The organism is Vibrio sp. V08_P9A1T1 (assembly GCF_963874405.1).
GTDB lineage: Bacteria > Pseudomonadota > Gammaproteobacteria > Enterobacterales > Vibrionaceae > Vibrio > Vibrio anguillarum.
In genome coordinates, this window is record NZ_CAWNIB010000247.1 from 1 (window position 1) to 23,191 (window position 23,191).

The following is a 23,191-nucleotide window of genomic DNA, read 5'->3' on the forward strand; positions in this document are numbered from 1 at the left end:
GCCTTGCACGGTGCGCCCAGCCTTAATGTTGGCCACTAAAGCACGGGCAATCGCAAATGGAGAGATGCCATCATGTTGATAAAAATAGCGATCCTCGGTCGCAAGCAACGCATCCACCATCACTTCAGGAAACTGATCACGACGTAAAAATAGCCGCTGCTCATCGTTGCCTTTTTCAAGCATGCCGAGCATTTTGGGCTCAATACGCAAGTAACCTAAATCCCCTTTTTGCTCAAGAGATTGGATACGGACTAAACCGCTGTCATTAAAATGGAGCATCACATGGCGGTCAGGCTCAGGGCCATCGGCAAACTCAAAAGGGCGGCGGATGATCTCAATTTTGCTTGATGATGAAGAGTACTCGCCAGCATAGCGTGGTTGGTTCACTTTGCGATAGTTGAGTACATCAAGCTCATTGCGCAGCTCTTGCAGCGGGATATCATCACCGGGTGCTAAATTCAAAATGCGCGCATACACAACGGTCGGTAAATCAAAAAGCTGACCTTCGAAGCGTTGTTTAACCACGCTATTTAGGTAAATACCAACGAACAACAGCACTGCGGCCAGTGCAAGGCTCAGTTTCCAGCCAATACCCCACACAATTTTCCACCATGCTTTGCGTGGCGGTGAAGGCTTCTTAGCCGGGCGACGTGAAGGTTTTTTTACGCTATTTTTTTGAGTGCCCGTAGGCTTTTTCTGGGTTGTCATTGTGCTAATTGCCGCTTAGTTTTCGTCGTCGCTATGTGGTTGGCAGGATCATCAGGCCAAACGTGTTTTGGGTAACGCCCTTTCATCTCTTTTTGTACTTCTTTATAAGCGCCCAGCCAAAAACCGGCGAGATCTTGAGTTACTTGCAAAGGCCGCTGCGCAGGTGAGAGCAGTTCCATCACCACTTTTTTGCGCCCTTGAGCGATGGTAGGGGAATCTTGCTCGCCAAACACCTCCTGCATACGGACCGACAGCATCGGCTCCGCGCCCAGTTGATAACGAATGGCGGCTCGATTGCCTGTGGGTAGCGGGTGGTGAGTTGGAAGCCAGCGATCAATCTCTTGGTTTAATGGCCAACCTAAATAAGCATTGAGCGCATCAAAAAGCGGTACTTTCGCTAACGCTTTGACCGATTTTACTCCGACTAAATAGGGGGCTAACCAAATTTCAAGATCATCGAGCAGCGCTTGTTCCTCGACAGCAGGCCACGCCGCTTCCGGTAGCCATTGCGCAGCGCAACGTATGCGCGTTAATAAAGCGCTCGCCGCTTCGCTCCACTGTAATACCGATAACCCCTTGCGACGGACATAATTGAGCAAGGCTTGCGTCATTTTTTCATGAGCAGGCTCTGGCAGCGCTTCACGCTCAATGACCAATTTACCGCACAGGGTTAGCCTTTCCGCGCACAGTTTCCCCGCTTTCTCATCCCAATCGACTCGTTCTTGTGTACTAAATAGCTCTGGGAAATGGGCTTGCAATGCATCAATATCCAACTCTGTCGCAACAAAGATTTGGCTCGCTTGTGAGCCGCTGCGCATTAAATCCACCACCACTAAATAGTGCGCGCCCGCGAGGCGTTCATCGTCACGCATTTGTGCGCCGTGACCATTCGTCAGTAAAAACTGTCCCCGTTGCGACTCGCTGCGACGCTGGGCAATGCGATCGGGAAAAGCCAAACTCAGCACTAACGCCAACAATGATTCATCTACTTGTGTTAGCTGAAATTGGCCACCGAGTGCGCGCGCAAGCGTCGTGGCACGCTGATGTAGGTTTTGTGTTTTAGGGTGAGTCGCTTGCTGCCAACGCATTAAGCTATGTTGTAAATCCAGCACATTACGCTCAGGCTCTTCTAATAAAGCGGTCACAGCGAGCGCCGTATTGAGCATTGAATCACTCGTTTCATGGGCTTTGAGCAGCATGCTCACCAGCCTTGGTTCCACACCAAGTGACTGCGCTTTTTTACCCAATGCGCTGAGCTGCTGTTTGCTGTCCATCAAACCAAGCGTATGCAATAGACTCCAAGCTTGCTGCATCGCTGCTGGTGGTGGTGTATCCAGCCAAGGCAAATCGTTGACCGACACCACACCCCACTGCGCAAGCTCCATCGCTAAAGACGCTAAGTCACTGTGCAATATTTCCGCGCTCGACACTTGGGGTTGCTGCTTATATTGTGCTTCGCTGTAAAGGCGCAAACAGATGCCAGGTTCTAGGCGTCCGGCGCGCCCCGTGCGTTGCTGCGCCGATGACTGGGCAATTTTCACTTGCTCTAAACGAGTGATGCCCGTTTTAAGATCAAACTTCGCTATCCGCTCTAGCCCTGCATCCACCACTAAGCGTATCCCCTCAATGGTCAGCGATGTTTCGGCAATATTAGTCGCTAGCACAATTTTCCGTTTGCCTGCTACTGCAGGCGCAATTGCTTTTTGCTGCGCTTGTAGACTCAACTGCCCGTATAAAGGACAAATATCAAACTCATCGGCTAAGTGTGCGAGCTGCTGTTCAAGCTGTTTAATGGCTGAAACGCCAGGTAAAAATGCCAGCAGAGAGCCACTTTCAGCTCGCATCAAGCCTTCAATCTGTTTGCTCATCGTCGGCACAAGATAATCATTGGCTCGCAGCGGTGCATAGCGCACTTCAACTGGATAAGCGCGACCTTCAGATTGCACATAAAGCGCTTGGGGTAATAATGACTGCAATGCCAGTTGATCTAAGGTTGCCGACATTACGACGATTTTAAGATCTTCTCGCAGCGCTGATTGCACTTCCAAACTCAATGCGAGAGCCGTATCCGCGTGAATACTCCGCTCGTGATACTCATCGAAGATCAAGAGATCGATTCCGCTTAGCTCAGGATCGGTTTGGATCATACGTGTCATGATCCCTTCTGTCACAATTTCAAGCTGCGTCGCTGCGCTGACTTTACTCTCACCACGCATACGATAGCCGACGGTTTGCCCAACACTCTCACCTAATTGCTGTGCTAAATAGCAAGCAATACTGCGCGCCGCCAAACGACGCGGTTCAAGCATGATGATCTTACCCGTGAATAATTGCGCTTTTAATAGCTGTAACGGGAAATGGGTCGACTTACCCGCGCCGGGAGCGGCTTTGACAATCATCTGTGGGTGAGCTTGTACTCCCGCCAGCAGCTCGGGCATCACAGCTTGAATGGGCAATTGTGACAATGTGCAATCCTTATGGTTAAATGGCGGCAACATTGTACATAAAAACAGTAGATAAATGCAGTTCAATCCTCCACTTCGATCCGCGACCTTACTCAAACGCTACAAGCGTTTTTTGGCCGACATTGAGTTTGCCGATGGTCAACAAGAGACTATTCACTGCGCCAATACTGGCGCGATGACGGGCTGCGCCGAGGCGGGTAATCGTGTCTGGTTCTCCACCTCGGACAACCCTAAACGTAAATACCCACACAGTTGGGAGCTGACTGAAACCCAGCAAGGCCACTACATTTGCGTCAACACGGCTCGGGCGAATACGCTGGCAGTAGAAGCGATTCAAAACGGCATCATCAAAGAGCTGCAAGGATATGAGCAATTACAAACTGAAGTGCGCTACGGCCAAGAAAATAGCCGAATTGATATCTTGCTCAAATCACCCTCTAAACCGACGTGCTATATAGAAGTGAAAAGCGTCACCTTATTGGATGAACGTTACTCTCCACACGACGATGTCGCCTGCAATTCAGGACAAGGTTATTTCCCCGATGCCGTTACAACGCGTGGACAAAAGCATTTGCGTGAATTAACGGAAATGGCAAAAAGTGGAAGCAGAGCAGTACTTTTGTTTGCTGTTTTGCATTCAGGGATTGAAAAAGTCTCGCCTGCACTCCATATAGACGCAAACTATTCACTATTATTGAAACAAGCGCAAAAAGAAGGGGTGGAAGTACTGTGCTACAAGGCTGTACTTTCAAGGAATGAAATCAAGCTCGTTAACACTGTAGAATTCGCCCATTAGTGACAAAAAATTGATGGCGCCTTCACATTGACAATAAGTTTACGATTGAGTGTTTGCCTCCTATAGATCTTTTTGCTATAGATACCCGCCTAAAATTAGCTGCTCGCGCAGTTGACTAGGTGTTAGTAGGAGATGCTGCATGCCGGAATTAAAGAAAAAAGCGATAGGCATCCTAGCCATTGCAGGTGTTGAGCCGTATCAGGAAAAGCCAGGTGAAGAGTATATGTCACCTGAGCAAATAGCTCACTTTACAAAAATTTTAAGTGCTTGGCGCAACCAACTTCGTGAAGAAGTTGAGCGTACCGTTCACCATATGCAAGATGAAGCCGCAAACTTTCCCGATCCCGTTGATCGCGCTTCTCAAGAAGAAGAATTCAGCTTGGAATTGCGTAACCGTGACCGTGAACGTCGCTTGATCAAGAAAATTGAAAAAACATTAAGCAAAATTGAAGAAGATGATTTTGGTTTTTGTGAATCTTGTGGCGTGGAAATCGGCGTTCGTCGCTTAGAAGCTCGACCAACGGCGGACCTTTGCATTGACTGCAAAACGCTAGCCGAACTTAAAGAAAAACAGATGCAAGGTTAATCTTACCTTTTGTTTGTGTTAAAAAAGGGAGCTAAAGCTCCCTTTTTGTTTTCACTCGATACCCAAATAACTTGTAACTTGGATGAATCGCAATGCACTATATTGGCCGATTTGCCCCATCACCTTCAGGCCCACTTCATTTTGGTTCTTTGATCTCTGCACTTGGCAGCTACTTTCAAGCAAAATCACAGCAAGGTAAGTGGTTGGTTCGCATCGAAGATTTAGATCCGCCAAGGGAAATGCCAGGAGCCTCCACCCTGATACTTCAAGCCATCGAAGCCTATGGTTTGCATTGGGATGGCGAGGTAGTTTATCAAAGCCAGCGCCACACTTTATACCAAGATCAAATTGAGGCTTGGCTTGAATCAGGGCAAGCCTATTATTGTGATTGCACGCGTAAACAAATTAAACAGATGGGTGGCTTTTATCCCGGTACATGCCGCTATAAAAAACCAACATTAACCGAAGATTGCGCGGTTAGGTTGCGTGTTGATACACCGGTAGAGTCATTTTTCGACCAAAAACATGGCGAAATTCACATTCCTAAGGCATTAGCACAGGAAGACTTCATCATTAAGCGACGTGACGGTTTATTTGCTTATAATCTTGCCGTAGTGCTCGATGATATCAATCAAGGAGTGACGGAAGTGGTTCGGGGAGCCGATTTAATTGAACCAACAGGACGACAAATCAGCTTGTATCATTGCTTACATAAAACTCCGGTAAGCTACCTTCACCTGCCGCTCGCGATGGATGGTAATGGCAATAAATTATCCAAACAGAATCATGCCACAGCCATTGATATTCAAAATCCTAAACCTACCTTGCTTAAGGCAATGCGCTTTTTAGGGTTTGAGATAAAACAAGAGATTAGCGACGCTTCCATCGATGAAATTATCTTTTGGGGCAGTCAGAATTGGCACGTTGAACAACTCCCTCGGGAGACCGAGATCACACCGTGATTCTCAAAAGGCTATCCTTACGCTATGATTAGCCGCAAAATCGTCCCGAACGGGCACTTTAAATAACAAAAGCAAGGTTGGCAAAAACCAATTATTGCCAGATGCACATGAATAAAAACGACTATACACCACGCGAAAATCGCGTTTACCAAGACTTAGCTCTAAATATTATCACTCGTGATGAACACAATATTTCGCGCAAGCAAATCAGCGATAATGCGCTCAAGGTGCTATACCGACTTCATGGCGCAGGTTTTGACGCCTATTTAGTCGGTGGTGGAGTACGTGACCTACTATTAGGTGAGACACCAAAAGATTTTGATATCGCCACTAATGCAACACCAGAGCAAATACGCCAACAGTTTCGCAACTGCCGCTTGATCGGCCGTCGCTTTCGCTTAGCGCACATCATGTTTGGCCGCGACGTAGTGGAAGTGGCGACTTTCCGTGGACACCATCAAGAACCGAGCCAAAACGTCTCAGCACAATCTGAAGCGGGTATGCTGCTGCGTGATAACGTCTACGGCACCATTGATGAAGATGCAGAACGCCGGGACTTTACGATTAACGCCATGTATTACAACATCGGTGATTACAGCATTCATGATTATGCTGGCGGCATGGACGACTTAGAAGATAAGCTCATCCGCTTAATTGGCGATCCTGAAACGCGCTACCGTGAAGACCCAGTGCGCATGTTGCGTGCGATTCGTTTTGCGGCCAAGCTCGATTTCGATATCGAAGAAGAGACTGCCGACCCAATCGAACATCTTGCTCCTTTACTGCAAGATATTCCTGCGGCACGTTTGTACGAAGAATCGCTAAAGATGCTGCAAACTGGCCACGGTTTAGAAACCTACCACTTAATGCGTGAGTACAACCTGTTCCAGCAGTTGTTCCCTGTGATAGCTCAAGAGTTCACTCCAAACTACGACTCGCACACAGAACAGATGTTGGATCTGGTCTTAGATTCAACCGACCTGCGTATTGAAGAAGGTAAACGCATCAACCCAGCCTTCATGTTTGCTGCCATGTTCTGGTACCCGACGGTGAAACTGGCTGATGCGTTAATGCAGCAGCGTAATTTCGCCTATTACGACGCCGTCATGGAAGCGAGTAACCTCATCCTTGACCAAGTGGTGAAAACCCTTGCGATACCTCGTCGTCATACCGCGACAATTCGCGAAATTTGGCAATTGCAGTTGCGCTTACCACGTCGCAATGGGAAACGAGCCTTCCGCCTTATGGAGCTCAACAAATTCCGAGCGGGTTTTGATTTTCTACAAATGCGTGGCGAGATCGAAGGCGGAGAGACGCAGAAGCTGGCTGACTGGTGGACAACCTTTGAAAGCGCCGGGCGGGATATGCGCCAAGCGATGGCAAATGATTTGGAAAGTGGCGCAAGTAACAAGCCGAATGTACGCCGCCGCAGAAGCCCACGTAATAAAAAGAGCCGCCCAGAATCATGATTCTCGTTTATATTGCTGTTGGCAGTAATTTAGGCGACCCAATCGCGCAAGCTAAGCAGGCCATTGAAGCCTTGAAATGTTTGCCACACTCTCGATTTTTAAGCGCCTCATCCTTGTACAGTAGTACACCGATGGGGCCACAAAACCAGCCCGATTACATCAATGCGGTGGTTGCGATAGAAACCGATTTAACGCCACTTGAACTGCTCGATTGTACCCAAAGCATCGAGTTAGAACAGGGGCGTGTTCGCAAAGAAGAACGCTGGGGGCCAAGAACACTCGATCTGGATATTCTTCTTTACGGCAATGAGGTGATCGATTCCGAGCGATTGACCATTCCTCACTACGGAATGAAAGTACGTGAATTCGTGCTCTATCCGCTCGCCGAAATTGCACCAAGTTTACAACTCCCTGATGGGACTGAGCTCAATCAATTGTTACCGCTCGTCGAACGTAACGGGCTCGGTATTTGGCACTCGCCAGCGCCTCGTAAGGACATTTAATGAAAAAAATCACCATAAACGATCTGATCCAATGGAAACAACAAGGTCGTAAATTTGCAACCGTCACCGCGTATGACGCAAGCTTTGCTCAGCTTTTTGAAAGCCAAGAGATGCCTGTATTATTAGTGGGCGATTCTCTAGGCATGGTGCTACAAGGTCACACAGATACCCTACCCGTCACCGTTGAAGAGATTGCCTACCACACACGCAGCGTGCGTGCTGGTAGCCCTAACTGTTTATTGATGGCTGATATGCCTTTTATGAGCTATGCCACACCACAACAAGCCTGTGAAAGCGCCGCTAAATTGATGCAAGCGGGTGCAAATATGGTCAAAATCGAAGGTGGTGATTGGCTGGTCGAGACGGTGAAAATGCTGACTGAACGCGCGGTTCCGGTTTGCGCACACCTTGGTTTAACACCACAATCGGTCAATATTTTTGGTGGCTATAAAGTACAAGGCCGCGACCAAGAAAAAGCAGACCGAATGGTCAAAGACGCGTTGGCGCTCCAAGAAGCTGGCGCACAAATTGTGTTATTAGAGTGTGTACCGGCCAGCCTAGCAGCGCGAATTACCGAAGTGCTTGATGTGCCAGTGATTGGCATTGGCGCAGGTAACGTGACCGATGGACAAATTCTAGTAATGCACGATATGTTCGGAATTTCGGCGAATTACATGCCAAAATTCTCGAAAAACTTTCTTGCTGAAACAGGGGATATGCGTAAAGCCGTCGCAAAATACATCGCAGATGTAGAAAGTGCCGCTTTCCCTGATGACGCTCATACCATCGCCTAAAGGAGATATTCATGCAAACTTTTGCTGACATTTCAGCTCTTCGCGAGCAGATCAAACAGTATAAGCGTGAAGGCCGCCGAGTCGCTTTTGTGCCGACCATGGGCAATTTACATGAAGGCCACTTAACCCTAGTGCGTAAAGCACGTGAAGAGGGCAATGTGGTCGTGGTCAGTATTTTTGTTAACCCGATGCAATTTGACCGCGCGGATGACTTAAATAACTACCCGAGAACACTGGATGAAGACTTAAGCAAACTCAACGCGGAAGCGGTTGATTTGGTCTTTACACCAACCCCAGAAATAATGTACCCGCAAGGATTAGAAAAACAGACCTTTGTTGAAGTACCGGGGCTTTCTCATATGCTAGAAGGCGCATCAAGACCAGGGCATTTCCGTGGCGTTGCAACCATAGTCGCTAAGCTGTTCAACATAGTGCAGCCGAATGTTGCCTGTTTTGGTGAAAAAGATTTTCAACAGTTAGCGGTGATCCGTCAAATGGTCAGCGATCTTTGTATGGATATCGAGATTGTCGGCGTCCCTACCGTCCGTGAAATGGATGGCTTGGCGATGAGTTCACGTAACGGGCTGCTGACGTTAGATGAACGCCAACGTGCACCTGTCCTTGCTCGCACCATGCGTTGGATAAGCAGTGCACTGCGTGGTGGCCGCGACGATTACGCATCGATCATTGAAGATGCCAGTGACCAATTGCGTGCTGCTGGGCTACAACCTGATGAGCTGTTTATTCGCGATGCCAAAACGCTGCAACTGATCTCGAATGAGACCACACAAGCGGTGATCTTAGTGTCTGCATTTCTGGGTAAAGTACGCTTAATCGACAACCAAGTGTTGGAATTTAGCGCCGAAACGAAAGCGGACCCTGAAGAAGAGTAATTGCTATTTCAAGTGATGAAGTGATGACTCATTTTCACTTCAAAACCATATATTTAAAAGGTCGCCCATAAGGAGCGACCTTTTTTGTATCGTTATTTAACTGAGTCGAACGCGATTGTCGGAGAACAATATAGTTTGACCATTTTTGATGGTTCGTTACTACTACTGAGATTAATGAAATGACAATAAATAGAGATTAATTTCTAGCTCATTTTTGGACAAAACTGTTTTAGCAAACCACATCGATCATCATTAATGGCTTACTCCCAACGATCACAAACTAATTCTCTCCCCTTCAAGGGGAGGAACAGAACCGTTATGAGCTTCTACTTTAAAGCATTAAGTGGCAAAAACTGTTTCAGCAAACCACGTCGATCATCATTAATGGCTTACTCCCAACGATCACAAACTAATTCTCTCCCCTTCAAGGGGAGGGTTAGGGTGGGGTGAACCCCCTCCTAGCCTCCCCCTAAAAGGGGGAGGAACTATTAAGTCCTTAACCCGATACCACGCGAAACCAGATAATGCGCAACCCCATACAGCGCAACTACAAAAATACCAAGCACACTGAACGAGGTAACAATTCCTACATCCGACACACCAAGAAAACCGTAACGGAAGGCATTAACCATGTAGACGATTGGGTTGATTTTCGATACCGCTTGCCAAAAGTCAGGCAATAGGCTGATCGAATAAAATACCCCACCCAAGTAGGTTAATGGGGTCAATACAAAGGTAGGAATAATCGAAATGTCATCAAAGGTTTTAGCAAAAATGGCGTTAATCATGCCGCCTAAAGCGAACACAACAGAGGTGAGAAAAACCGTCGCCGCAATAATCCCCCAATGATCGACCTTGAGATCAACAAAGAACAGCGACACAAGGGTCACTATCGTACCCACCAGCAAGCCACGCACTACCCCGCCCATCACAAATCCGGCGATAATGACGTAGTTAGGTACAGGCGCAACTAACAACTCTTCGATGTTTTTCTGAAACTTCGCACTAAAGAAAGAAGAGGCGACGTTCGAGTATGAGTTAGTGATCACCGACATCATGATTAAGCCCGGGACAATATATTCCATATAGCTAAAGCCGTTCATCTGGCCAATACGCGAACCAATTAGGTTGCCAAAAATAATGAAGTAGAGCGTCATGGTGATGGCTGGCGGTACTAAGGTTTGCACCCAAATACGCGTAAAACGGTTGATTTCTTTAGTCAGCAAACTGCAAAAAGCCGTCCAATATAAACGATACATCATGATTATCCTCGGCTTTGCTGTTGAACAATGCTGACAAACAGCTCTTCAAGGCGGTTCGCTTTGTTACGCATCGAAAGCACCGTAATTCCCTGTTCTGTTAACTGTGAAAAGACTGAATTTAGCCCTTTCGTTTTCTCCAACTCAATTTGTAACGAACCGTTGAGCATGGTTTGCGAGATCACACCACTGAGTTGTGGTGCTGGCGGAGAATTCTCTGCGATATCTAAAATAAAAGTTTCGAGCTGTAATTTGGCCAGCAAATCCTTCATCGAGGTATTTTCAATAAGCTCACCTCGGTTAATAATGCCGATATTGCGGCACAGCATCTCCGCTTCTTCTAAATAGTGCGTGGTTAAGATAATGGTGATCCCTTGCGCGTTAATCTCAGTTAAGAACTCCCACATCGAGCGGCGCAGTTCAATATCCACACCGGCGGTAGGTTCATCTAAAATCAGCAACTTAGGCTCATGCATTAAGGCTCGAGCAATCATCAAACGACGTTTCATACCACCAGAAAGATTACGTGCACGCTCTTTACGTTTTTCCCACAAATCGAGTTTTGAGAGGTACTTCTCTGCCCTCTCTTTCGCTAACGCTTTCGTCACGCCGTAATAACCAGCTTGCTGCAACACAATTTGTTCAACCGTTTCAAACTGGTTGAAGTTAAACTCCTGCGGTACTAAACCAATATGTTGCTTGGCCAGTTCAAGATCTTTATCAATATCAAAACCAAACACTTTAACGGTGCCAGAGGTTTTATTGACCAGCGAAGAGATAATGCCAATGGTGGTTGATTTCCCGGCCCCATTGGGCCCAAGCAGTGCGTAAAAATCGCCTTTTTCAACCTGTAAACTCACCCCTTTTAGGGCCTCAAACCCACCAGCGTAAGTTTTTCGTAATTGTTCTATTTCTAATGCGTACATTCGACGGATCACTCTTTGTGATATTAACCTATCCAATGTGCTGCTAAGGCTCGCGTTTTTCAACCCAATATTAGAAATTGATAAAATAAAAAACGCAGATCCAGCGATCTGCGTAATTCATTCTTGCACAACCTTAACGCTTAACGATTTTGGGCTACCTGCTTAACCGCAGCATTGAGCGCTTCATAACGAAACGAAAAAGTCTGCTCGGTTGGCACCAGATCCAAAATATGAAACTTTTCCAGTTGCTGTTTGGTGTGCACATTTGGGCAAAGTAAGTAGACCGCGCAGTGGGCATCTAAGGCATCATTAATCGCATTTTCTAAAGCAAGCCCAACCGTCACATCAATCATAGGTACATCAGTAAGATCTAAAATCATCGCTTCATAGTCACTGATGTGATTGTGCTGGCGAGCGATCGCTTTAGATACACTAAAAATCATCGGCCCTGAGAGATAAAAAAACAGCACCTTACCATTGGCTTGATCCAATAAAGCTCGTTCGCTGTCAGTCAATGGCACATCGTTTTCATCAGCATCACTAATGGCTTTCACTTGGCGAGCTTGCTCGCGGCTCAAGCGTTCTATGATCAAAATATTTGATATAAAAACGCCCAAGCCAACCGCAACAATCAAATCGACAAAGACAGTTAACAGCATCACGCCATACATGATGGCCATCCCCTGCACACTCACTTTATGCGCGCGTTGGATAAAGCTCCAATCAAGAATATTGAAACCAACATACACCGCAATCCCTGCCAATACCGCCATTGGAATCGGTTCGGTTAAGCCTCCCGCCACCAACACCACTAAGGCTAATACTAAGGCACGAACTACACCAGACAGAGGAGAACGCGCGCCGACCTGAATATTGGTCACCGTACCCATGGTTGCACCAGCACCCGGCAACGCACCCAATAAACCCGCGATCATATTAGCCAGCCCTTGCCCTCGCAGTTCTTTATCGGAATCATGCTCTTTACGCGTTAGAGAATCGCCAATTACCGCGGTGAGCAACGTATCAATGCAGCCAAGCGTACCGAGTACTAAAGCGTCAATCACCATGGTGGTGAACATCTCGGCATTAAAGGTTGGAATAACAAAAGAGGGTAAGCCAGCAGGGATCACACCAATACGGCGGATCTCTTCGCTATCAAATAACAGTACCGAAACAAGCGTCACGCCGACTAAAGCGACCAATTGAACGGGCACTTGTTTGCGATATTGAGCCGGGAGAAAAAATAAAATGCCTAAGGTTAACAAACCAAGAAAGAGCTCACTGAACTTCATCTGACTAATGATCTCGGGCAATGCGGTTAACGTTCCCATCACTCCCCCAGCGGGGGCCGCCTGACCAAGCAGCGGTGACAACTGCAGGATAATCAAAATCACCCCAATTCCTGACATAAAGCCGGAGATCACGCTATAGGGCATTAAGGTGATGTATTTCCCGAGTTTTAAAGTGCCAAGTACAATCTGAAAAGCGCCTGCCATCATGACAACCGTGAAGCTAACTGCAAGCCCCGTTTCAGGATAACGCGCCACCATGCTGGTTAAAATGGCCGTCATAATGACCGTCATTGGCCCTGTAGGTTCAGAAATTAATGTAGATGAACCACCAAACAAGGCAGCAAACAGCCCCACCAATATTGCACCCCAAAGCCCTGCTTCTGCACCCGCACCAGACGCTACACCAAATGCCAAGGCAAGTGGCAGTGAAATAATCGCGGTCGTGACGCCACCAAAGACGTCACCTTTTAGGTCGATATCGGCAAAACGGCCTCTAAACACAATGCTTTACCTCATACTCAAAATAGGTTGTCTCACTCTAACAAATCATCATTCTAATCATTAACCATTATTTTACATGTGATTGATTCTCTGTTGACCATCCAAATAGCGATGGAAGCAGTTTAATTTTTTTACTAGGAAAACTCGTCAGATGAGTAAGTGTTTTGTCATTTTATAAGAGAACAGAATTGTAACATTGTGTATAGTCAGGCCTATTCTTGCGCATTACCATTGATGCGATTGAACTATTTTTAAGGGAAGTGAGATGCCAGAACTGAAACAGCTTTTTGAAAATAACTCACGTTGGTCTGAATCGATTAAGGCTGAACGTCCTGAGTACTTTGCAAAACTCGCTCGCGGGCAAGACCCAGATTTTCTATGGATTGGTTGTTCTGATAGCCGAGTTCCGGCCGAGCGTTTGACTGGGCTTTATTCTGGTGAGCTGTTTGTACACCGCAACGTTGCAAACCAAGTGATTCACACCGACCTTAACTGCCTTTCTGTGGTGCAGTACGCGGTTGACGTACTGAAGGTCAAGCACATCATCATCTGTGGGCACTATGACTGCGGTGGCGTCAACGCAGCGATTGATAACCCACCGCTGGGCTTGATCAACAACTGGTTACTGCACGTGCGTGACTTATACCTTAAGCACCGTACCTACTTAGATGCGATGCCAGAACAAGATAAAGCCGACAAATTGTGCGAAATCAACGTTGCAGAGCAAGTGTATAATTTAGGTAACTCAACCGTACTGCAAAACGCATGGGAGCGCGGCCAAGATGTCGAGCTGCATGGCGTGGTCTACGGTATTGAAGACGGACGTTTGGAATACTTAGGCGTTCGCTGCGATTCACGTGAGCGAGTCAACGACACCTATCAAAAAGCGATGGAAAAAATTCTTAATGCGCAACATAACTTGCTGTGTCGATAACAGCGTGTTAATTGCCGTTAAAACTGATAGTTAAAAATACAGAATGCCCACTATTTAGTGGGCATTCTATTATCGCTGGCAAAATTACGCTTGCGGCACAACTTTACCAATGTAAGGTAGGTGACGATATTTTTGCGCGTAGTCGATACCTACGCCCACGACAAATTCATCTGGGATTTCAAAACCGATCCACTTGACCTCTACAGGTACTTCACGGCGTGAAGGCTTATCCAGTAAAGTACAAATGTGAATGGATTTAGGTTCACGTAAAGACAAAATTTCTTTTACTTTATTTAGTGTATTACCCGTATCAATAATGTCTTCTACCAGCAACACATCTTTACCTTTAATGTCATCATCCAGATCTTTCAGAATGCGCACATCACGTGAGCTTTGCATCGTGTTGCCATAGCTTGACGCGGTCATAAAATCGACTTGATGAACTAAGTCGATCGCGCGAGCTAAGTCTGCCATGAAGACAAATGAGCCGCGCAACAAGCCCACCAGTACCAGATCTTCACTACCTTGGTAATGCTCTGTGATTTGTTTGCCTAATTCACGAATTCGTTCCTGAACCACTTGCTCAGAAATCATCACTTCAACTGTATGTTTCATACTGTTCTCTTTTCGGGTGATGCGACACGCTACGATCATCGCAGTTTAATGATGGCGTCGCGTAACTAGCTTGGCGCGTATAGTACCACTGCCACACAGGATAGTTAAATAATTAGCAAAACTCTGGGTATGATGAAAGAAAGCTCCTACGCTGCCGCGAACACCTTCACAGCACATACGTCACATCAATAAAACACACAATAAAACACGTTGAATCCGATAAGATTTAACACAATCGCACAAAAAACAAACTCGAAACGTTGACCTCAACCATATGCAGCAGTACACTCATAAAGCTTTAAAGCAACTAACAAAATAATCATTAGAGCGAAAAGCTCAATTCAACAGTCATTGGCAAGGATTAACAACTCATGGAAACATCGATAGAAAAACGCCCCAGAACTCGCTTATCACCACAAAAACGCAAACTTCAACTGATGGAAATCGCCCTTGAAGTGTTTGCTACACGGGGAATAGGCCGAGGTGGCCACGCAGATATTGCTGAAATCGCCCAAGTTTCAGTCGCTACTGTCTTTAACTACTTTCCAACCCGAGAAGATTTAGTCGACGACGTACTCACTCATGTTGTACGTCAGTTTTCAAACTTCCTCGCAGATAATATTGATCTTGATTTGCATGCGAAAGATAACTTAACCAACATCACCACTAAGATGATTTCTCTTGTGATTGAAGATTGTCACTGGTTAAAAGTATGGTTTGAATGGAGCGCTTCAACGCGCGAAGAAGTGTGGCCACTTTTTGTCTCCACCAATCGTACTAATCAACTTTTGGTACAAAATATGTTTATCAAAGCCATTGAACGTGGCGAAGTGTGCGATCGGCATGAACCAGAACATCTTGCTACGCTCTTTCTTGGTATCTTCTACTCACTGTTTGTACAAGCAAATCGCATACAAGACGAAGCCAGCATGGGTGTACTCGTGAAAAGCTACCTCAGCATGCTCTGCATCTATAAAAAAGATCACTAGGCTTAACTTCCTAGTCTCTGAATTATGAGCATAAAAAAACCGCTGAATTCAGCGGTTTTTACTATTTAACTAACCAGCAATTTAATGAACCGGCAATTTAACGCATCAGCGTTGAAGTTACTTTTTCTTCTTCGCTTTTGCGTTTGGCAGATCAGTAATCGTGCCTTCAAATACTTCCGCAGCAAGGCCTACCGATTCATGTAACGTTGGGTGAGCATGAATCGTCAAAGCGATATCTTCTGCATCACAACCCATCTCGATAGCCAAACCGATTTCACCAAGCAGTTCGCCGCCGTTAGTACCAACGATAGCGCCACCAATAACGCGGTGAGTCTCTTTATCAAAGATAAGCTTAGTCATACCGTCAGCACAATCAGAAGCGATAGCACGGCCAGAAGCTGCCCATGGGAATGTCGCGACTTCGTAGTTAATGCCTTCTGCTTTGGCTTCTTTTTCAGTTTTACCAACCCAAGCCACTTCTGGCTCAGTGTACGCAATTGAAGGGATAACTTTAGGATCGAAGTAGTGCTTCTTACCAGAAATTACTTCTGCCGCTACGTGGCCTTCATGCACACCTTTGTGCGCCAACATTGGTTGACCAACGATATCACCGATCGCGAAGATATGAGGAACGTTAGTACGCATTTGCTTATCAACATTGATAAAGCCGCGCTCATCCACTTCAATACCTGCTTTTTCAGCATCCATCAGCTTACCGTTTGGTACGCGGCCGATAGCAACAAGAACGGCATCATAACGCTCAGCTTGCGCTGGTGCTTTTTTGCCTTCCATTGAAACGTAGATACCATCTTCTTTTGCTTCAACAGCGGTTACTTTGGTTTCAAGCATCAGGTTAAATTTATCTTTGATACGTTTGGTGTAGACTTTAACCATGTCTTTATCCGCCGCTGGGATAAGTTGGTCAAACATCTCAACCACATCAATCTTAGAACCTAGCGAGTGGTAAACCGTCGCCATTTCTAGACCGATGATACCACCACCCATGATCAACAGTTTCCCAGGAACTTCTTTCAGTTCAAGTGCATCCGTTGAATCCCAAATGCGTGGGTCTTCATGAGGAATGAATGGCAGTTTAATTGGACGAGAACCAGCTGCAACGATGGCGTTATCAAAGTTAACCACGGTTTTGCCGTCTTCACCTTCAACTTCAATGGCGTTAGGGCCAGTAAATTTGCCGAAACCGTTCACGACCGTCACTTTGCGCATCTTCGCCATGCCGCCAAGACCGCCCGTTAACTGGTTGATAACTTTTTCTTTCCAAAGGCGGATTTTATCGATGTCCGTTTGTGGTTCACCAAACACAATACCGTGCTGGGCCAATGCTTTCGCTTCTTCGATAACTTTTGCAACGTGCAACAACGCTTTTGATGGGATACAACCCACGTTCAAACACACACCGCCAAGGGTGCTGTAGCGTTCAACAAGTACTGTTTCAAGACCTAAGTCTGCACAGCGGAATGCAGCGGAGTAACCAGCAGGACCGGCACCAAGTACGACGACTTGGGCTTTGATTTCTTTGCTCATTTTGACCTCTTGTAGTCATTATCCCTAACAGGCTGAGTGGATGTTCTCGTTGTTTTTAGTGTTTAATCCAATGAATTAAACCCATGACTGAGCCAATTACTTAAAACAAATGAATTAAAACGAATTATTTTCAGACCGCAACAGTTTACAGAGATGTTAATGGTGTGAAAAGTAAATCCATTTAGCCTGTGAGCTAGACGACAATTCGATTAAGAAAAAACCCTTCATAATCCAATTGTTCAATTATTCGTGTTAACAAGGGCGGCTTTAACGGCCGCCCTCTCTTTCACTAAACTTGGCTTACAGAACCAGACGACGAATGTCTGATAGCGCGCCATTTAGGAATGTGATGAAACGCGCACCTTCCGCACCATCAATCACACGGTGATCGTATGACAGTGATAGTGGCAGTTGTAGGCGTGGTTCGAACTCTTTACCGTTCCACACTGGCTTAAACTCAGACTTAGATACCCCAAGGATACCGACTTCTGGCGCGTTAACGATAGGCGTAAACGCTGTACCGCCGATACCACCTAAGCTAGAGATAGTGAAACAGCCACCTTGCATGTCTGCAGCGGTCAGTTTACCTGCACGGGCTTTCTTCGATACTTCAGCCAGCTCTCTTGATAGCTCATAAATACCTTTTTTGTTCACATCTTTGAAGACAGGAACAACAAGACCATTTGGCGTATCAACAGCAATACCCACGTTCACGTACTTCTTCAGAATCAAGCTTTCGCCATCTTCAGAAAGTGAAGAGTTAAACGATGGGAATGCTTCTAGTGCTTTCGCTACCGCTTTCATGATGAACACCAGTGGGGTGATCTTCATTCCAGTGTCGTTCTTCGCTTCAATCGCATTTTGCTCTTTACGGAAGTTCTCAAGCTCGGTGATATCCGCATTATCCCATTGGGTAACGTGTGGGATCATCACCCAGTTACGATGCAAGTTAGCACCAGAGATCTTCTTAATACGTGAAAGCGGTTTTACTTCTGTGTCACCAAACTTGCTGAAGTCCACTTTTGGCCAAGGTAGCAAGCCAAGCGCGGCGCCATCACCTTTACCAGAAGCCACTGCGGCAGAACCCGATTCAAGACGCTTCAGCGCTTCTTTCACGTAGTTTTGCACGTCTTCTTTTAGGATGCGGCTCTTACGGCCAGAACCTTTGACTTTCGCTAGGTTAACACCAAATTCACGCGCAATACGGCGTACAACCGGTGATGCGTGAGAGTACTCATTGTTCTCTTCAAACTCGGCAGGTGCTGCCACCGCTGATTTTACCGCTTCCGCTTTTGGCGCTGATGCGGCTGGGGCCGCTGCTTGCGCAGGGGCCGCTACGGCAACGGGCGCTGCACCGGCAACTTCAAACACCATGATAAGAGAGCCTGTTGACACTTTATCGCCAGCTGCAACTTTGATTTCTTTCACAACACCAGCAAACGGCGCAGGAACTTCCATTGATGCTTTATCGCCTTCAACGGTGATAAGAGACTGCTCTTCACTCACGGTATCGCCAACCGCCACCATGATTTCCGTCACTTCGACTTCATCACCACCGATATCCGGTACGTGGATCTCTTTTGCTGCCGAAGCGGCTGGTGCTGCAGCTACAGGTGCTGCCACTTGAGCAGAGGCTGCCGCCGGAGCGGAACCCGCCACTTCAAAGATCATCACCAGTGAGCCTGTCGATACTTTATCGCCAGCGGCCACTTTGATCTCTTTCAGTACACCAGCAAATGGAGCAGGTACTTCCATTGAGGCTTTGTCACCTTCAACCGTCAGTAGAGATTGCTCTTCTGCGATTGAATCGCCGACTGCGACCATGATTTCAGTGACTTCCACTTCATCACCGCCGATATCTGGCACGTGAACTTCTTTAAGCTCAGCGACAGCCGCGGCAGCAGGAGCCGCAACTGGTGCAGCTTCCACTGCTGGCGCTGCGACCGCTGCGCCTTCTGCTTCAAAAATCATGATAAGTGAACCGGTCGATACTTTATCGCCAGCGACTACTTTGATTTCTTTTACAATACCCGCTTGAGAAGCCGGTACTTCCATAGAAGCCTTATCACCTTCTACAGTAATAAGAGATTGCTCTTCTTCAACCTTGTCGCCAACGCTGACAAGAATCTCAGTAACTTCAACCTCATCCGCACCAATATCCGGTACATTAATTTCGATTGCCATTATTCTTTCCTACCTTAATTAAGCGTATAGCGGGTTTGTTTTTTCAGTATCGATGTTGAATTTCTTAATCGCTTCAACCACAACTGATTTCTCAACATCACCACGTTTCGCTAGTTCGCTTAGCGCGGCAACCACCACGTAACCTGCGTTCACTTCGAAGTGACGACGTAGGTTTTCACGGCTATCAGAACGACCAAAACCATCAGTACCTAGTACTTTGTATGATTCAGCCGGGATAAACGCACGCGCTTGCTCAGCGTAGTTCTTCATGTAGTCAGTTGCTGCGATGGCAGGCTCGCTGCCCATTACCGTTTGAATGTAAGGTACTTGCGGCTGCGCTTCAGGGTGAAGCATGTTGTAACGCTCACATGCTTGGCCATCACGAGTAACTTCATTGAATGATGTTACTGAGTAAACATCTGAAGCCACGCCGTACTCATCACTTAAGATTTGAGCCGCTTTGCGTACTTCGTTCATGATCGTACCTGAGCTCATTAACTGAACTTTACCTTTAGAGCCAGTCGTTCCTTGTGGAGCGTAGCTTTCTAATTTGTAGATACCTTTACGAATACCTTCTTCAGCACCTTGTGGCATTGCTGGCATTGCGTAGTTCTCGTTCATCAGCGTTAGGTAGTAGAACACGTTTTCTTGATCGCCATACATGCGGCGAATACCGTCTTGCATGATGACTGCAACTTCGTAAGCAAATGTTGGATCGTAAGAAAGACAGTTAGGAACCGTCGCCGCCAATATGTGCGAGTGACCATCTTCGTGCTGTAGACCTTCACCGTTCAGCGTCGTACGACCAGCAGTAGCACCCAATAGGAAACCACGTGCTTGTTGGTCACCTGCCATCCATGCCATGTCGCCAACGCGTTGGAAACCAAACATAGAGTAATAGATGTAGAACGGAATCATTGGCAGATCGTTTGTCGAGTATGAAGTTGCAGCAGCAACCCATGAAGACATAGCACCCAGCTCGTTGATCCCTTCTTGCAGTACCTGACCTGAAGTCGCTTCTTTATAGTAAGAAACGATGTCGCGGTCTTGAGGAGTGTAGTTCTGACCGTGTGGGTTATAGATACCGATTTGACGGAACAGACCTTCCATACCGAAAGTACGTGCTTCATCTGCAATGATTGGCACAATATTTTTACCAATGCTCTTATCTTTGAGCAAAATGTTCAACGCACGGACAAACGCCATTGTGGTTGAGATTTCACGTTTTTGCTCTTCAAGCAGAGGCTTGAACTCTTCAACCGCTGGAATCACAAGTTCTTGAGTGAACTTAGGCAAGCGTTGAGGTGTGTAACCTTTTAGCGCTTTACGACGAGCGTGTAAGTATTCGTGCTCTTTCGAGCCTTCTGCCAATGTTAGGTATGGCAACTCTTTCACAGCTTCATCCGTCAGAAGATCTTGTAGACCAAGACGATCACGCAGTTGCAGCACGTGAGTCATGTCCATTTTCTTCACTTGGTGAGCGATGTTCTTACCTTCTGCCGCTTCACCCATGCCGTAACCTTTAACGGTCTTCGCCAGAATCACGGTTGGCTTGCCTTTCGTGTCTTGAGCATTAGTAAAGGCTGCGTACAGTTTAGAAGACTCGTGACCACCACGCTTCAGCGCGAAAATTTGATCGTCAGTCATATCAGCAACAAGCGCCGCTGTTTCTGGGTATTTACCAAAGAAGTGTTTACGCACGTAAGCACCATCTTTCGCTTTAAATGTTTGGTAGTCACCATCGATGGTTTCGTTCATCAACTGAAGCAGCTTACCTGTGGTGTCTTTCGCCAGTAGAGAATCCCAGTTGTTACCCCAAATCACTTTAACAACGTTCCAACCTGCGCCTTTAAATAGGCCTTCAAGTTCTTGGATGATCTTACCGTTACCCATGACAGGGCCGTCTAGACGTTGCAAGTTACAGTTGATAAGGAAACATAGGTTATCAAGCTTCTCACGAGCGGCGAATGAAATCGCACCGCGTGATTCTGGCTCATCCATCTCGCCATCACCTAGGAACGCGTATACACGCTGTTCAGAAGTGTCTTTCATACCACGGCCATCAAGATATTTGAGGAAACGCGCTTGATAGATTGCAGAAATTGGACCCAGACCCATAGATACGGTCGGGAATTGCCAGAATTCAGGCATCAATTTCGGGTGTGGGTAGGAAGGAATACCTTTGCCATCCACTTCTTGGCGGAAGTTGTCAAGTTGCTCAGCCGTTAGGCGGCCTTCAACGAACGCACGTGCGTAGATCCCTGGAGAGATGTGACCTTGATAATAAACCAAGTCACCGCCATCTTTTTCATTAGGCGCACGGAAGAAGTGGTTAAAACATGTTTCGTAGAACGAAGCAGAAGACTGGAATGACGCCATGTGGCCGCCAAGATCGAGGTCTTTTTTCGATGCACGTAGAACGATCATAATCGCGTTCCAACGGATGATTGAGCGAATGCGACGCTCAAGCGTTGTGTCACCTGGGTATGCTGGTTCTTGCGCAGCTGGAATGGTGTTGATGTAGTTCGTGGTAATACCGGTTGGCATATCAACACCGTCTAGACGTGCTTTATCTAGAATTTGCTCAAGTAAGAACTGAGCGCGTTCTACACCTTCTTCACGTACAACTGACTCAAGGGCGGCTAGCCATTCCTGAGTTTCCAGTGCATCTACGTCATGCTTCATGTCAGACATGGCGATCTATCCTTCTATTGGTTGGATCTATAAAACAAGCAATTCGCCGTAGGTTACGACTCATTACCCTGCTGAATTCGGCGCAACGAACGCTCACGACGAGACTCTTCTTTGGTCAAATCCAGCAATGTTTCTTCGATATAAGCTAAGTGAGAATGGGACATTTCGCGCGCCTTTTCCGGCTGACCAGAAACGATCGCATCCACGATATTAGCTCGGTGTCTACTTACTTTCTCCACCACTTCATGGCGGCGGTGTAATAGTTTTAAATTCTGTAGAACATTTTGCTCAAGCAAAGGAGCGAGGCTGCGAACAATATGCAAAAGCACCACGTTGTGGGCCGCTTCAGTAAGAGCGACTAAAAACGCGACCACCGCAGACGCTTCTGCTTCGACCTCTTTTTTCGCTTGTTGTTCACCAATTCTCGCCAAACAGGCTTGAATGCGAGCAAAATCTTCCTCAGTACCACGCAATGCTGCGAAATAAGCTGAAATACCTTCCATCGCGTGGCGCGATTCCAATAGATCGAGCTGGGTTTCAGAGTGGCTAGACAATAAATTTAGCAGAGGATCAGAAAAACTCTGCCAAATGTTCTCACTGACAAACGTACCTCCACCTTGACGGCGGGTTAATAAACGCTTGGCTTCGAGGCGTTGAATGGCTTCACGAATGGATGGACGAGACACCTCGAACTGTTTTGCCAGTTCTCGTTCTGGAGGCAATTGTTGCCCCGGAGAAAGTGTTCCTTCCACTATCAGCCTTTCTAACTCCTGTTCAATTACATCAGAGAGTTTTGGCTGACGAATCCTTTGATAAGCCATAATTTATTATTCTTCTACTCTTTGCAGTCAATTGGTAATACCAATTTCAAGTTGGTGCAGAAATTAACATAATTAAAACGTAGCTGTCCAGCCAAAAGTTGACCTAAATCATAGAACAGCCCACGCTTAAACACTTTGATAACAATAGTCGATTAAAACAGCAATATTATTGGTCAGACCAATTACAAAATGAATACAGATGGGGAAATGATGGGCTAGAAATGGGGAAACATTCGTTGTCATCTACCCTTTCTA

Annotated in this window: 19 protein-coding genes; 9 read left to right on the plus strand and 10 right to left on the minus strand. The window is 46.6% G+C overall.

The annotated features are described in order from the left end of the window. Nucleotides 1-708: transglycosylase domain-containing protein (locus AACT21_RS10325; RefSeq protein ID WP_176430175.1), on the minus strand; the 708-nt coding region annotated here is incomplete at its 3' end. After that, nucleotides 705-3,173: an ATP-dependent helicase HrpB gene (hrpB, locus tag AACT21_RS10330; protein WP_094163634.1), complete on the minus strand. Its 2,469-nt coding sequence runs from the start codon at nt 3,171-3,173 to the stop codon at nt 705-707. The genes hrpB and AACT21_RS10325, both read right to left, overlap by 4 nt. A 55-nt stretch (nt 3,174-3,228) precedes the next feature. Between hrpB and sfsA the strand changes: the two genes are divergently transcribed. The 7 genes from sfsA to panC all read left to right on the plus strand — a co-directional run bounded on the left by sfsA (nt 3,229) and on the right by panC (nt 9,176). After that, nucleotides 3,229-3,969, plus strand: coding sequence for a DNA/RNA nuclease SfsA (sfsA, locus tag AACT21_RS10335; RefSeq protein WP_094163636.1), 741 nt, complete (start codon nt 3,229-3,231; stop codon nt 3,967-3,969). Nucleotides 3,970-4,108: 139 nt separating this feature from the next. Continuing rightward, nucleotides 4,109-4,555: an RNA polymerase-binding protein DksA gene (gene dksA / locus AACT21_RS10340; protein ID WP_013857662.1), complete on the plus strand. Its 447-nt coding sequence runs from the start codon at nt 4,109-4,111 to the stop codon at nt 4,553-4,555. 92 nt (nt 4,556-4,647) lie between these two features. Beyond that, a complete protein-coding gene (gene gluQRS, locus AACT21_RS10345; protein WP_019281119.1) occupies nt 4,648-5,517 on the plus strand; it encodes a tRNA glutamyl-Q(34) synthetase GluQRS in 870 nt (289 codons plus the stop codon). Nucleotides 5,518-5,624: 107 nt separating this feature from the next. Next, nucleotides 5,625-6,986 carry a polynucleotide adenylyltransferase PcnB gene (gene pcnB, locus AACT21_RS10350; RefSeq protein ID WP_176430176.1) on the plus strand — a complete coding sequence of 454 codons (1,362 nt, stop codon included), beginning with the start codon at nt 5,625-5,627 and terminating at the stop codon, nt 6,984-6,986. After that, entirely contained in the window at nt 6,983-7,489 is a 507-nt protein-coding gene (gene folK, locus AACT21_RS10355; protein WP_017045879.1) for a 2-amino-4-hydroxy-6-hydroxymethyldihydropteridine diphosphokinase, read from the plus strand. The genes pcnB and folK overlap by 4 nt, the downstream gene beginning before the upstream one ends. Continuing rightward, nucleotides 7,489-8,283, plus strand: a complete 795-nt coding sequence (gene panB, locus AACT21_RS10360; protein WP_010319550.1) for a 3-methyl-2-oxobutanoate hydroxymethyltransferase — start codon at nt 7,489-7,491, stop codon at nt 8,281-8,283. Before folK ends, panB begins: the two co-directional genes overlap by 1 nt. Before the next feature lie 11 nt (nt 8,284-8,294). Beyond that, nucleotides 8,295-9,176 (plus strand): pantoate--beta-alanine ligase, encoded by an 882-nt coding sequence (gene panC / locus AACT21_RS10365; RefSeq protein WP_010319549.1) that lies wholly within the window; start codon nt 8,295-8,297, stop codon nt 9,174-9,176. A gap of 488 nt (nt 9,177-9,664) precedes the next feature. On the opposite strand, the gene AACT21_RS10370 is transcribed toward panC, so the two are convergent. From AACT21_RS10370 to AACT21_RS10380, 3 genes are all read right to left on the minus strand, one after another. Beyond that, nucleotides 9,665-10,435, minus strand: a complete 771-nt coding sequence (locus AACT21_RS10370) for an ABC transporter permease (RefSeq protein WP_010319547.1) — start codon at nt 10,433-10,435, stop codon at nt 9,665-9,667. A gap of 5 nt (nt 10,436-10,440) precedes the next feature. Then, nucleotides 10,441-11,361: an ABC transporter ATP-binding protein gene (locus AACT21_RS10375; RefSeq protein ID WP_026027559.1), complete on the minus strand. Its 921-nt coding sequence runs from the start codon at nt 11,359-11,361 to the stop codon at nt 10,441-10,443. Between the two features lie 140 nt (nt 11,362-11,501). Continuing rightward, complete coding sequence (locus tag AACT21_RS10380; protein WP_026029028.1) at nt 11,502-13,154, minus strand: SulP family inorganic anion transporter; 1,653 nt, start codon at nt 13,152-13,154, stop codon at nt 11,502-11,504. Nucleotides 13,155-13,419: 265 nt separating this feature from the next. On the opposite strand from AACT21_RS10380, the gene can reads away from it, so the two are divergent. Further along, complete coding sequence (gene can, locus AACT21_RS10385; RefSeq protein ID WP_013857670.1) at nt 13,420-14,088, plus strand: carbonate dehydratase; 669 nt, start codon at nt 13,420-13,422, stop codon at nt 14,086-14,088. An 84-nt stretch (nt 14,089-14,172) separates the two neighbouring features. Here the strand turns inward: can and hpt are convergent, their stop codons facing one another. After that, nucleotides 14,173-14,703: a hypoxanthine phosphoribosyltransferase gene (gene hpt, locus AACT21_RS10390; protein WP_010319544.1), complete on the minus strand. Its 531-nt coding sequence runs from the start codon at nt 14,701-14,703 to the stop codon at nt 14,173-14,175. 371 nt (nt 14,704-15,074) lie between these two features. Here hpt and AACT21_RS10395 point away from each other — a divergent pair, with 371 nt between their 5' ends. Then, on the plus strand, nt 15,075-15,692 hold the full coding sequence (locus tag AACT21_RS10395) for a LuxR/HapR/OpaR family quorum-sensing transcriptional regulator (protein WP_013857672.1): 618 nt from the start codon (nt 15,075-15,077) through the stop codon (nt 15,690-15,692). Nucleotides 15,693-15,809: 117 nt separating this feature from the next. On the opposite strand, the gene lpdA is transcribed toward AACT21_RS10395, so the two are convergent. The 4 genes from lpdA to pdhR form a co-directional block, all read right to left on the minus strand. Next, nucleotides 15,810-17,237, minus strand: a complete 1,428-nt coding sequence (gene lpdA, locus AACT21_RS10400) for a dihydrolipoyl dehydrogenase (RefSeq protein ID WP_013857673.1) — start codon at nt 17,235-17,237, stop codon at nt 15,810-15,812. A gap of 300 nt (nt 17,238-17,537) precedes the next feature. After that, a complete protein-coding gene (gene aceF, locus AACT21_RS10405) occupies nt 17,538-19,421 on the minus strand; it encodes a pyruvate dehydrogenase complex dihydrolipoyllysine-residue acetyltransferase (RefSeq protein ID WP_088731724.1) in 1,884 nt (627 codons plus the stop codon). Nucleotides 19,422-19,439: 18 nt separating this feature from the next. Further along, nucleotides 19,440-22,115 (minus strand): pyruvate dehydrogenase (acetyl-transferring), homodimeric type, encoded by a 2,676-nt coding sequence (gene aceE / locus AACT21_RS10410; RefSeq protein ID WP_017049751.1) that lies wholly within the window; start codon nt 22,113-22,115, stop codon nt 19,440-19,442. A 53-nt stretch (nt 22,116-22,168) separates the two neighbouring features. Beyond that, complete coding sequence (gene pdhR / locus AACT21_RS10415; RefSeq protein ID WP_013857676.1) at nt 22,169-22,936, minus strand: pyruvate dehydrogenase complex transcriptional repressor PdhR; 768 nt, start codon at nt 22,934-22,936, stop codon at nt 22,169-22,171. Nucleotides 22,937-23,191: the final 255 nt, after the last annotated feature.